Annotated in this window: 10 protein-coding genes; 1 reads left to right on the top strand and 9 read right to left on the bottom strand. The window is 73.0% G+C overall.

The window, feature by feature from the left end; translation table 11 throughout:
* Positions 1–156: 156 nt before the first annotated feature.
* The 7 genes from ahcY to ACZ4FV_RS50135 all read right to left on the bottom strand — a co-directional run bounded on the left by ahcY (position 157) and on the right by ACZ4FV_RS50135 (position 7537).
* Positions 157–1605, bottom strand: coding sequence for an adenosylhomocysteinase (ahcY, locus tag ACZ4FV_RS50165; RefSeq protein WP_395874511.1), 1449 nt, complete (start codon positions 1603–1605; stop codon positions 157–159).
* Between the two features lie 159 nt (positions 1606–1764).
* Positions 1765–2745, bottom strand: coding sequence for a cation diffusion facilitator family transporter (locus tag ACZ4FV_RS50160; RefSeq protein WP_395874509.1), 981 nt, complete (start codon positions 2743–2745; stop codon positions 1765–1767).
* 231 nt (positions 2746–2976) lie between these two features.
* Positions 2977–4215 carry a mannose-6-phosphate isomerase, class I gene (gene manA, locus ACZ4FV_RS50155; RefSeq protein ID WP_465328028.1) on the bottom strand — a complete coding sequence of 413 codons (1239 nt, stop codon included), beginning with the start codon at positions 4213–4215 and terminating at the stop codon, positions 2977–2979.
* 2 nt (positions 4216–4217) lie between these two features.
* On the bottom strand, positions 4218–5399 hold the full coding sequence (locus tag ACZ4FV_RS50150) for an SIS domain-containing protein (RefSeq protein WP_395874505.1): 1182 nt from the start codon (positions 5397–5399) through the stop codon (positions 4218–4220).
* Positions 5396–5581, bottom strand: coding sequence for a Trm112 family protein (locus tag ACZ4FV_RS50145; protein WP_395874503.1), 186 nt, complete (start codon positions 5579–5581; stop codon positions 5396–5398). The genes ACZ4FV_RS50150 and ACZ4FV_RS50145 overlap by 4 nt, the downstream gene beginning before the upstream one ends.
* 104 nt (positions 5582–5685) lie before the next feature.
* Complete coding sequence (locus ACZ4FV_RS50140) at positions 5686–7056, bottom strand: phosphomannomutase/phosphoglucomutase (protein WP_395874501.1); 1371 nt, start codon at positions 7054–7056, stop codon at positions 5686–5688.
* Between the two features lie 106 nt (positions 7057–7162).
* A complete protein-coding gene (locus ACZ4FV_RS50135; RefSeq protein ID WP_395874499.1) occupies positions 7163–7537 on the bottom strand; it encodes a DUF3499 domain-containing protein in 375 nt (124 codons plus the stop codon).
* Positions 7538–7814: 277 nt separating this feature from the next.
* Here ACZ4FV_RS50135 and ACZ4FV_RS50130 point away from each other — a divergent pair, with 277 nt between their 5' ends.
* Positions 7815–8180, top strand: a complete 366-nt coding sequence (locus ACZ4FV_RS50130) for a metallopeptidase family protein (RefSeq protein WP_078976974.1) — start codon at positions 7815–7817, stop codon at positions 8178–8180.
* Between the two features lie 96 nt (positions 8181–8276).
* On the opposite strand, the gene ACZ4FV_RS50125 is transcribed toward ACZ4FV_RS50130, so the two are convergent.
* Positions 8277–9746, bottom strand: coding sequence for a DUF5719 family protein (locus tag ACZ4FV_RS50125; protein WP_402234054.1), 1470 nt, complete (start codon positions 9744–9746; stop codon positions 8277–8279).
* Positions 9743–11962 carry a hypothetical protein gene (locus ACZ4FV_RS50120; protein ID WP_465328025.1) on the bottom strand — a complete coding sequence of 740 codons (2220 nt, stop codon included), beginning with the start codon at positions 11960–11962 and terminating at the stop codon, positions 9743–9745. Before ACZ4FV_RS50120 ends, ACZ4FV_RS50125 begins: the two co-directional genes overlap by 4 nt.
* Positions 11963–12068: the final 106 nt, after the last annotated feature.

The following is a 12068-nucleotide window of genomic DNA, read 5'->3' as shown; positions in this document are numbered from 1 at the left end:
TCTTTCCTCTTTTTTTTTTTTTTTTTTTTTTTCCCCCCCCCCCCCCCCCCCCCCCCCCCCCCCCCCCCCCCCCCCCCCCCCCCCGGCCTGGCAGGGTTGATCCGAGTCTTCGGCATCGGCGATCGACGGCGACGCGTCGATCACCGATGGCCGATGTCAGTAGCGGTAGGCGTCCGTCTTGTACGGGCCCTCGACCTTGACGCCGATGTAGGCGGCCTGCTCCTCGGTGAGCGTGGTGAGCTTGACGCCCAGCGCGTCCAGGTGCAGCCGCGCGACCTTCTCGTCCAGGTGCTTGGGCAGCACGTAGACGCCGACCGGGTACTCCTCGGGCTTGGTGAACAGCTCGATCTGCGCGATGGTCTGGTTCGCGAAGCTGTTGGACATCACGAAGCTCGGGTGACCGGTCGCGTTGCCGAGGTTGAGCAGACGGCCCTCGGACAGCACGATCAGCTTCTTGCCGTCGGGGAAGGTCCAGGTGTGCACCTGCGGCTTGACCTCGTCCTTGACGATGCCCGGGATCCTGGCCAGACCGGCCATGTCGATCTCGTTGTCGAAGTGGCCGATGTTGCCGACGATCGCCTGGTGCTTCATCCGCTGCATGTCGGACGCCATGATGATGTTGAAGTTGCCGGTGGTGGTGACGAAGATGTCACCGATCTCGACGACCTCGTCCAGCGTGGTGACCTGGTATCCGTCCATCGCCGCCTGGAGCGCGCAGATCGGGTCGACCTCGGTGACGATCACCCGGGCGCCCTGGCCGCGCAGCGACTCGGCGGAACCCTTGCCGACGTCGCCGTAGCCGCACACGACCGCGACCTTGCCGCCGATCAGCACGTCGGTGGCCCGGTTGATGCCGTCGATCAGCGAGTGGCGCACGCCGTACTTGTTGTCGAACTTGCTCTTGGTGACCGAGTCGTTGACGTTGATCGCCGGGAAGAGCAGCGAACCGGCCTGGAACATCTCGTACAGGCGGTGCACACCGGTGGTGGTCTCCTCGGTGACGCCCTTGATGCCGGGAGCCATCGCGGACCACTTGCCGGGGTTCTCCGCGAAGGTCGCGCGCAGCAGCGCCAGGAAGACCGTGTACTCCTCGGAGTCGGCGTCGGTCGCGTCCGGGACGGCGCCGGCCTTCTCGAACTCGACGCCCTTGTGCACGAGCATCGTGGCGTCGCCGCCGTCGTCCAGGATCATGTTCGGGCCGTCATGGCCCGGCCAGTTCAGCGCCTGCTCGGTGCACCACCAGTACTCCTCCAGCGTCTCGCCCTTCCAGGCGTAGACCGGTACGCCGCGCGGGTCCTCGGGGGTGCCCTCGGGGCCCACCGCGATGGCCGCGGCGGCGTGGTCCTGGGTGGAGTAGATGTTGCAGGACACCCAGCGCACCTCGGCGCCGAGCGCGACGAGCGTCTCGATCAGCACGGCGGTCTGCACGGTCATGTGCAGCGAGCCCATGATCCGGGCGCCGGCCAGCGGCTGCGACGCGGCGAACTCGCGACGGATCGACATCAGTCCGGGCATCTCGTGCTCGGCGAGGGTGATCTCCTTGCGACCGAACGCGGCGAGGGAGAGGTCGGCAACCTTGAAGTCGCCTTCGAGCTGCGAAGCCATGTTTTGGATCCTCTGCGGAGGGAGTGGATGGGACTGGAGACACACCGGTGCCGCGGGCGCCGATGCCGTGCCATCCAGTCGGACACTTCTGTGCCTACGGGTCGCGGACCCGACCGCCCTCTGCAGCGACTGTCGTTGTGCGCCAACGACGTTAACACCTCAGTCGCCGCTCACGTGCGGTCCCTTGCCCCCCGGCGTGGCCTCGATGTCCGCGCCGCGCACGGCCTCCTCGGCGCGGTAGATGTCCGGCTCGAGGTAGATCACCCGGGCGATCGGCACGGCCGCGCGGATGCGCTCCTCGGCGGCGTCGATGGCCCGGGCCACCTCGGCCGCGGTCTCGTCGTGGCGGACCGCGATCTTCGCGGCGACCAGCAGCTCCTCCGGGCCCAGGTGCAGCGTGCGCATGTGGATGAGCCGCTCGACGTCGGGGCCGGCCACGATGGCCGCCTCGATCTCCCGGACCGTCTCCACGCCGGCCGCCTCGCCCAGCAGCAGGCTGCGGGTCTCCATGGCGAGCACGATGGCGATCAGCACCAGCAGGATGCCGATGCACAGCGTGCCGATCCCGTCCCAGACGCCGTTGCCGGTGACCACCGCGAGGCTGACCCCGCCCAGCGCCAGTATCAGGCCGATCAGCGCGCCGAGGTCCTCCAGGAGCACGATCGGCAACTCGGGCGACTTGGCCCGGCGGATGAACTGCGGCCAGGTCAGCGCGCCTCGGTGCAGGTTGGACTCCTGGATCGCGGTGCGGAACGAGAAGGTCTCCAAAATGATCGAGAAGACCAGTACGCCGACCGCCCAGTACCAGCTCTTCAACTCGTGCGGGTGGGCGATCTTCTCGTAGCCCTCGTAGATCGCGAACATGCCGCCGACCGAGAACAGCACGATCGAGACGAGGAAGCCGTAGATGTAGCGCTCGCGGCCGTAGCCGAAGGGATGCTCGGGCGTGGCGTCGCGTTGCGAGCGTTTGCCGCCGACCAGGAGCAGGATCTGATTGCCCGAGTCGGCGAGCGAGTGCACGCCCTCGGCCAGCATCGAAGAGGACCGGGTGAAGGCGAAGGCCACGAACTTGCCCACCGCAATCCCCAGGTTGGCCGCCAGTGCCGCGACGACCGCCTTGGTTCCGCCACCCGCGCTCATAGGTCGACTCCCACCCGTTGGTTGACCACTGTCGTCATCGCCGGTCACTGTCCTTGTCGGCCGCCTGCCGCCGTTCGTCGGCGATCAGTGTGCCATCGGGCACCCGCCTACCCCGGGAGGCTTGCGATATCGGTATCCGGCGTCGATCGGCCGGCGGGACTCGTATCGGCGCGCGCGGCTCGGTCGGTGCGCGGCTCGATCGGTCGGCGCGGCTCGATCCGTCGGAGCGGGTCAATCGGTCGACGCGGCTCGGGAGCACGGGACGGTGGCCCGGAAGACCAGGCCGTCGGCGCCGTCGACGGTGACCGCGACCGCGGGTTCACCCGCCCGGATGTAGATCGATTGGCCGCGCGCCAGGTCGAGCACCTCGCCGTCGGCGCCGGTGGCGGTCGCGGTGCCGCGCACACACAGCAGGATCTGCGGGCCGGCGGTGTCCAGGAGGTAGGGCTCCGGGGTCCCGGTCGAACGCAGACGGGAGAGCCGGAAGTCGGTGACCGGGGTCGCGTAGACCTCCTCGGCCTGGTCGACCTCGGTCGGCTCGGGGCTCAGGATCTCCACCGGACCGGCCCGGAAGGCCATGATCCGCAGCAGCTCGCCGACGTCGATGTGCTTGTCGGTCAGCCCGCAGCGCAGCACGTTGTCCGAGTTGGCCAGGATCTCGACCACGACCCCGTGCAGGTAGGAGTGCGGCATGCCGGCCGCGAGGAAGACCGCCTCGCCCTCGCGCAGCCGGATGTGGTTGAGCAGCAGCGCCACCGCGACGCCGGGGTCGCCCGGGTGGCGCTCGGCCAGACCCGCGACCGCGGCGCAGGCCTCCGCGTACGGCGATCCGTTCGAGGCCAGTCGGCGGCAGGCCGCGGCGACCGCGTCCACCACGCCGGTGCGCAGTCGCGCGGGCAGCATCAACACGTGCGTGGTCGCCGCGCGCAGCGCCGCCTCCTCGTCCGGGTCGCGCAACGCGCGGGCGAACGGCGCCAGTTCCGGAACGTCGAGGGCGTCGAGCAGCTTGAGCGTCTCGGCGATCTCGCGGTAGCCGACCAGGCCCTCGAAGTCGCCGAGCGCGCAGATCATCTCCGGCTTGTGGCTGGAGTCGCGATAGTTGCGGTGCGCGGCGTCGATCGGGACACCGCGCGCCTCCTCCTCGGCGTAGCCGTGCCGGGCCTGTATCGCGTCGGGGTGCACCTGGAGCGACAGCGGCTCCTCCGCGGCCAGCACCTTGACCAGGAACGGCAGGCGCGGGCCGAACCGGGCCGCGGTGTCCGGGCCGAGTTCGCCGTCGGGGTCGGCGGCGATCAGCTCGACCAACGAGCGCGGCCCGCGGCCCCGGTCGACCTCGGAGGGCGCGCCGGGGTGGGCGCCCATCCACAGTTCGGCCTGCGGTTCGCCGGTGGGGGCGACGCCGAGCAGTTCGGGGAGGGCCGTGAGCGAGCCCCACGCGTTGGCGCGGATCCGGTTGAGAAGGCGGTCCATGGCTAGCGGGGACCACCTTCGGTCCAGGAGAACAGCCCCGGTACGGCGGGGCCGACCCCGGTGCCGAGGGCCAGGTAGACGGCGGCGAAGTCGGTCACCGCGATCAGTTCCGCGAGCCGCTCGACGGGGCTGCCGCCGCGCGCGCCGACCTCGCCGACGGCGGAGCGGCCGAGCGCGGTCAGCGTGCGCGTGGCCCGGTCCAGTTGCGGCGCGGCGCCGGCGTCGTCGTGGTCGACCAGCAGCACCGGGTGCAGGCGCACCGACTCGGCGTCGTCCACCCGGTCGCGGAAGAAGTCGTCGGGGTCGCCGGCGTCGACCGAGTCGCCCGCGGCGAAGACCCGGTCCTGGTAGCGGCCCGCGGTGGGCAGCGCGCCGGACAGTGCGGGGGTGGCGGCGACGCCCACGCACATCGTCGCGAAGCGCTCGGCGGCCACGCCCGCGACGCTGCCGGCGCCCCAGATCACCGGGATGGTGCCGGCGATCGCGACGGCCAGGCCCTTGGCCGGGTTGAGGTAGGCGTCGGCTCCGGGCCGGCAGCGGTTGCTCACCTCGTCCAGCCGGTCGGCCGCCGCGTCCACGCCCGCCAGCCCCTCGCCGGGGGTGAAGGCGCTCGCCCCGCACGCCCCGGTGATCGCCAGGAGCGCGGTGAACAGCGGCCAGAACGCGGTCTGCGCGGCGAACACGGTGTCGTCGGCGTAGCCGGCCGCGCCCACCGGCGTCGCGTCGACGGGCACCCGGACCAGCACGCCGCGGGACTGCTGCACGGCGGCGTCCAGGGCGGACCCGGCGGGCGTGGCCGCGACCACCTGGCAGCCGCGCCGGTAGGCCTGGCCGGCGAGGTCGATCAACGCCGGCTCGTCGCCTCGACCGGCCAACAACACGAGGTCCATCGGACCGGCCCACCCGGGCAGCAGGCCGCCCGCGGCGAGCACCAGGGGCAGCGCCGCGTCCGCGCCGGTGACCGCGCGCAGCGCGTGCCCGAGCGGCCCGTACGCGGGCGCGGCCAGGATCACCGTGCGCGGACGGTCCCGGGGCGAGATCGCGGCGGGCACGGCCTCGCGCGCGGCCTGCGCGGCCCGCCGTACCTGCGCCCCGGCACCGGCCAGGGCGCGCAGTGTGTCCGCCGCGTCGGCCCGGGCGATGCCGTCCTGGTCGTCCAGCAGGCCCTCGTCGAGGATGTTCATGCCCGCGCGGTACCGGGCCGGCGGGCCTCGTCCACCAGCAGTACCGGGATGTCGTCGACGACGGGGTAGACCAGCCCGCACGTGGAGTTGTCGCACGCCAGCGCGGCGTCCCCGTCCTTGTGCAGCGAGGCGTGGCAGACCGGGCATGTCAGGATCGCCAGCTGCGACGGTTCCAGATTCACGACATCTCCACCTTTTCCGGCTGCTCGCGCCGATTCGTACATTTCCGTCCCGATTCGGCGCGGCAGCCGTCCGATTGAACCCATCACATTACCGAGCCGACGGCTCAGCCCCGGACGAGTGCCAGTACCTCGTCGCGGATCGCGATCATGGTCGGCTCGTCGTCGGCCTCGACGTTCAGCCGCAGCAGGGGTTCGGTGTTGGACGCGCGCAGGTTGAACCACCACCGATCGGCCAGCACGGTCATCCCGTCCAGGTCGTCCACGCTCACGCCGGTCCGGCCCTCGAACGCGGCGCGCACCTTCGCGGTCGCGGCGCCCTGGTCGGCGACCTCGCTGTTGATCTCGCCGGAGGCCGGGTAGCGGTCGTACTCGCTCGCGAACGCCGACAGCGGCAACGTCTGGCCGCCGAGCGCGGCGAGCACGTGGATCGCGGCCAGCATGCCGGTGTCCGCACGCCAGAAGTCGCGGAAGTAGTAGTGCGCGGAGTGCTCGCCGCCGAAGATCGCGTTGGTCTGCGCCATCTCGCCCTTGATGAACGAGTGGCCCACCCGGGTCCGCACGGCCCGGCCGCCGGCCTCGGCGACAATCTCCGGAACGGCGCGCGAGGTGATCAGGTTGTGGATGACCACCGGCGCCTGCTCGCCGTTCGCCTTGGCCCGGGCGATCTCGCGGACCGCCACCAGCGCGGTGACCGCGGACGGCGAGACCGGGTCGCCGTTCTCGTCGACCACGAAGCAGCGGTCCGCGTCGCCGTCGAAGGCCAGGCCCAGGTCGGCGCCGCTCGCGCGGACCTCGGCCTGGAGGTCGACCAGGTTCTTCGGGTCCAGCGGGTTGGCCTCGTGGTTGGGGAAGGAGCCGTCCAGTTCGAAGTACAGCGGGACGATCTCCAGCGGCAGCCCGCTCGCGGCGCCGAGCACGGTGGGCACGGTGTGGCCGCCCATGCCGTTGCCCGCGTCCACGACCACCTTGAGCGGCCGGATGCCGGTCAGGTCGACCAGGCCCAGCAGGTGCGCGGCGTAGTCGGCCAGCACGTCGTGTTCGGTGATCGTGCCCGGCTCGCCGGCGTACTCGGGCACGCCCGCCTCGGCGAGCGCGCGGATGTCGGCGAGGCCGCTGTCCTGGCCGATCGGGGCGGCGCCCGCGCGGCACATCTTGATGCCGTTGTACTGCGCCGGGTTGTGGCTCGCGGTGAACATCGCGCCGGGAAGGTTCAGGCTGCCACTGGCGAAGTAGAGCTCGTCGGTGGAGGCCAGGCCGATCAGGGTCACGTCCGCGCCCTGGGCGGCGGCACCGGCGGCGAACGCGCCGGAGAGCTCCGGCGAGGACGGGCGCATGTCCCAGCCGACCACGATCGCGTCGGCCTCGGTGACCCGCACGAAGGCCGCGCCCAGTGCCCGCGCGGTGTCGGCGTCCAGTTGGTCGGGGACCACGCCCCGCACGTCGTACGCCTTCACGATCTGGGAGAGGTCGCGCACCCGAAGACTCCACTCGCTTGGCCGCGGTCGCGATTCGCCGCGGTATTGGCCGTTGACCGTCGATCCCTGCCCCGCGGACGACGCATCAGACCCTATCGGCCGGCGGTCAGCTCTCGGGTGAGCGCAGAACGCGCAGGTGGCCGCGCCGGCCTGCTTCGGGGCGACCGTCGCGGTCCTGCGGCTCGGGTGCCGGTTGCGGGGGCTGCGGCGGGCGGGCGGCCTCGCGCACCGCGTTGGCCAGCGCCTCGAGGTCGTCGCTGCTGGGCTTGCCCGCGCTCGGATCCGGCGCCAGGCGCACGACATCCCAGCCGCGCGGCGCGGTCAGCCGCTCCGAGTGCTCGGCGCACAGGTCGTAGCAATGGGGCTCGGCGTAGGTCGCGAGAGGGCCCAGGACGGCCGTGGAGTCGGCGTAGACGTACGTCAACGTGGCGACTGCGGTTCGGCCGCAGGCGGTCCGCGAACAGCGACGTACAGGGCTCACGACGATGGACGGTACCGCAAGCGGACCAAAGCCGCGTCGTATCCGGGTGCGGTGTGACTCACGTGTCGCTCCTCACAGGGTGTCGGCGGCGTCGGCCGCCGCCCGGCGGGGCGTCCGTCCGGGCGGGGACCGGGCGCGGACCGGGCCGGCGTGGACCGATCCGGATCCGGCGGTCAGGCTCTAAGCTCGTCCCGTGCACAACGAGCACTCGGTCCCCTCTTCTCCTCGCGAGCGTGACCGGCGTCGCCGCAGTCGGCGCGACCGGCACGGCCGCGGCATGCGCGGTCCGCTCGCCCCACCCCCCGTGCCGATCGCGCTCACCCGCGCGCAGCGGTTCGACGACCTCGCCGCCGATGTCGTCGAACGGCTCGCCAAGCGCTGGCCGCAACTGGAGGAGGTCCGCTTCGCGGTCCTGGACGTGCCCGAGGCCGAGACCGCGGTGAACGGCGACGAGGCGGTGGCGCTGGGTCGGCTGGTGCCGGCGACCAAGGCCGTGCCCGCGACGATCATCTTGTACCGGCGCCCGCTGGAGCTGCGCGCGGAGGGCCGGGCCGAGCTGGAGATGCTGGTCAACGACGTGCTCGTGGAGCAGGTCGCGGACCTGCTGGGCATGGATCCGGACACCATCGACCCCGACGACTGAGCGGGAAGACCACCGCGCCGGCCCGGGTCCCCCTCGTGGGGCCCGGGCCGGCGCGTCGTGGGCGATCGGTGCGGTGGCGGCCGATCGGTGCCGGGTCTACCGCTGCGGGACCAGCAGGGACAGGTCCTCGCGCGCGTTGGGCACCACCGCGGTCTCCGGGGTCGGCACGAACGGCTGGACCGTGAAGGCCGCGGTCTTGCCGATCGTCTCGGTCATCGTGCGCACCACGTGCACCGGCTGCGAGCCGGCCTGCGGTTCGGCGATCACCGCGAACCGGGTCGCCCCGGCGGGCACGGGCGCGGGCACCTGCACGGTGGTACCGGCGGGCACCTCGACGTCGGCGGACACCGGCTCGCCCTTGTCGCCGATCGAGGTGAACTTGACCTTGGCCGGGCCCTTGGGCGCGGTGATCGAGATCGTGCTCGTGACCGCGCCGCCGCTGCGGTTCTCCGCGACCACCGCGCGCCCGGCGAGTTCGGGGGTGGCGGCCAGGAAGGCCACCTCGGCGTCCGCCCCGGCGCCCTGCACCACCCGGACGCCGGCGATGATGTCCGCGCGGCCGGAGACCAGCCGGATGGCGCCCGCGTCGGTCCGGTTGACCGGGCCCAGGTCGATCACCGTCAGCTTGTTGCCCTTGATGTCCGCCGTCTCGTGCTCGACCGGCTTGAAGGTGTTCACCTTGCCGGCGATGGACAACTGCACGTCGGTGCTCTCGCCGCTCGGCGACAACATCATCAGTTGCACGTTGCCCGCGTCGCCGGTCAGCCCAGGCAGGCCGGTGAGGACCAGGTTGCGGCCGGGAGCGCCGGCCGAGGGCAGCCAGTCGGTGCCCACCGCGCCCTCCTGGTCGCGGATCGCCGCGCCGACCCGACCGGTGCGCGCGATCACGTGCACCGCGATGCCGTTGAAGACCGCGCCCGGGTTGAGCGTGCGCAGCAGCACCGGCATCGTCGCGCCGGGCGCGAGCGTCAACCCGCGGCCCGCCTCGGCCTCGATCGGGCCGTTGGGCCCGAACAGTTCCAGGTCGACGACGGCCGGTGTGTCCTTGCTGTTGGACAGGTACAGGTACGCGTCGCGGTTCTCGGCGGTGGAGGTGCCGACGAACCAGCGGTCGGTGGTCGGTGCCTCGCAGGCCAGACCGGCCAGCCCGCGACCGGCCCCGCTGGGCACCCGGGCGACCGCTCCGGCCGAGAAGCCCGGCGCGAACGCCCCGCCGGCGTTGGCCACCAGCGGTGGGACCTCGGCGTTGTCGACGCCGAAGCTCGCGAGCTTGCCCGGTGCCTCGACCTTGGTCCGCACCTTGGTGCGGTCGCCGAGTTCGACCACGCTCGCCTCGCCGGCGCCGGCCGCGCCCTGGCCGGGCGGGGTCAGCGCGGAGACCGCCGCCGAACTGCCCGGCAGTTGGCGGATCGACGGGCAGCTCAGCTCCGCCTGCTGGACCGGCACCCGGCTGGCCGCCGGCGGCGGCGCGGCCTTGCTCTCGGTCGGGCGGGTCACGATCGCCAGGCCCACGACGACGGCCAGCAGCGCGACGACGACGGCCAGGGAGAGGGTGGTGCGCTTCACGGGCGGTCTCCCTGCGAGGGCGGCGGCCACGGCTCGTCACCCGAGCGCGGCTCGGGCGGCCATCCCCCGTGGTCCGGGTAGGCGTTCGGGTCGTATTGCGGCGCGGGCACCACGTTGCCGTACTCGTCGTAGACCGGCTGCTGCGGCGCGGGGGGCGCCCAGCCGTACGAGCCTGCCGCGTCGGATCCCTCCGGGGTGCCCTGCGGGACCTGGGCACCCTGGTCGTACTGGTAGCCCTGGTAGTCCGGGTAGCCCTGGTACTGCTGCCCGTAGTCCTGCTGCGGGTACTGCTCGTAGGCCGGCGTCGCCTGCGCGTCGTAGCCGGCGCCGTTCCACGCCTGTACCGGCACCGGCGCCTCGGCCGGATCGGTGCGCTGTTCGGGGAAGCCGAACTCGTCGAGGCCGTCGCCGCCCGGCGCGACCGGTACCGGCTCCGGCGTCGCCTCGTCCGCCTCGGCCTTGACCCGACGACCGCGCCGACCGGTGCCCTCGCCCGCGGCCGGGATCGGCGCGGCGCTGTCCGGCAGGTCGTCGTCGGTGCCGCGCCTGCGCGCGGGCAGTGCCATCACGAACACCACGAACACCAGGACGCCCTGGACGAGCAGCCACATGCCGTGCCCGCCGGAGGCGTGGGTGAGTTCGAGCCGGCCCGCCTCGGGACGCAGCTCGAAGCCCTGCGCCCAGCCGTCCAGCGTGCGAGCGGTCAGCTTGCGGCCGCCCTGGGTGGCCTCCCAGCCCGAGTCGGCGCGTTCCGCCAGGCGCAGGATCCGCCCCTGGGGGCCGGCTTCGATCCGGGTGGACACGCCCTCGCGGGTGGAGGGGATCGCCTTGGCGCGACCGTCCGGGTCGACGATCAGCGCGCGGCCGACCGGGTATTGCAGACGCCACAGCGTCGCACCCTGGGTGGCACCCACCCGGGTCAGACCCGGGGTGCCGTCCAGACGCGCGGTGAGCTCGTTGCCCACCGGCGGCTTGAGCTGGACGAACTCGATGCCGTACTGGGCGAGCATGCTCGCGTCCGCACCGCCGCCCCCGGAGAGCAACTTGCCCAGGAACGTGTCGAATTGCCGGTACGTCGACGCCTTGGGCGCCAACTCGGCGTCGCCCAGCGCCGGACCCGCGCCGCGCACGATCGTGTAGCTCACGTTGCCCGGTTCCGGCGCGGTCAGCACCAGTGTGCGCGAGTGCCGCGGGCCGGTGGCCTCCTCGGCCACGAACGCGGGCACCACGACCGGGTCGCGCCGCTCCAGCGGCCCGTTCGCGCCCTGCCACAACCAGGCCCCGGCCGCCACGACCGGGGTGAGAGCGGCGAACACGGCCAGCACCACCGCGGCGGGCTGGCGCCAGCCGAAGCTGCCGGCCGCGACTCGGGTGCGGGCGTCCTCGGCACCGACCATCGCCGCGGCCACATAGCCGAGCGCGATCACCACGACGGCCGCGCCGGGCCATGCGGGCGCCTTGTCGCCGGTGGCCTCGACGGTGAGTTCGACGTGGCTCGTCACGATCGCCAGCACCAGGCCGACCAGGGCGACCGCCCACGCGCCGAGCACCGCGGCCCGGCGCGAGTCGCGCAGCAGCGCGGCCAGCGCGACCAGCAGCAGGGCGCCGGTCAGCCAGGCCGGCAGCGTGCCGGGGCCGCCCGGGTCCAGCAGCAACAGACCGACCGGGCTGGTGCCCTTCTCGGCGAGCGCGTCGCCGGCCAGCCCGGGCTCGGCCAGGAACAGGGTGGGCTTGCCCGCGAGCGCCAACGTCCACGGGCCGAGCAGCACGAGCGGGGTGGCGAGCACGACGCCCACCCGCACGAGCAGGCCGACCCCGGGGCGCGGGCCGAGGCGTCCGGCGAAGGACAACCCGACGGCGATCAGCGCGAGCAGCGCGACCGCGAGCCACAGCAGCGGCGTGAACGCCGCCGCGACGGCCAGGACCAGGCCGGTGGCCCAGGCCGCGCGCATGGACGCCTTCAGCTCGCCCGCGCCGAGCACCTGCGCCGCGCCTCGGGCCACCACGGGAGCCAGCACGAGCGCGACGGCGGTACCGATCCGGCCGGTGGCGATCGCGCCGGTGGCCACCGGGGTCAGTGCGTACACGGCCGCGCCCCACACCCGGACGCCCGGCCCGGACACCAGCCGGCGCGAGCACAGGTAGGCGCTGATCCCGGCAAGCGGGACGCTGCCGATCAGCAGCACCGCGACGGCGGTGCCGGCCTTGCCCAGCAAAAGCGTGGCGAACGCGGGGGGGGGGGGGGGAGGGGGGGGGGGGGGGGGGGGGTGGGGGGAGATCAAACAGAGGAGAAGAGAAAACATACGAGCCACCGCCACCAGA

Source organism: Embleya sp. NPDC025285, assembly GCF_055558835.1.
This window is presented reverse-complemented; position numbering and strand designations above follow the sequence as displayed.

Coding starts and splice junctions, on each gene's coding strand:
- ahcY (WP_395874511.1), bottom strand. CDS start 1,605: ATGGCTTCGCAGCTCGAAGGCGACTTCAAGGTTGCCGACCTCTCCCTC.
- ACZ4FV_RS50160 (WP_395874509.1), bottom strand. CDS start 2,745: ATGAGCGCGGGTGGCGGAACCAAGGCGGTCGTCGCGGCACTGGCGGCC.
- manA (WP_465328028.1), bottom strand. CDS start 4,215: ATGGACCGCCTTCTCAACCGGATCCGCGCCAACGCGTGGGGCTCGCTC.
- ACZ4FV_RS50150 (WP_395874505.1), bottom strand. CDS start 5,399: ATGAACATCCTCGACGAGGGCCTGCTGGACGACCAGGACGGCATCGCC.
- ACZ4FV_RS50130 (WP_078976974.1), top strand. CDS start 7,815: ATGCGCGGTCCGCTCGCCCCACCCCCCGTGCCGATCGCGCTCACCCGC.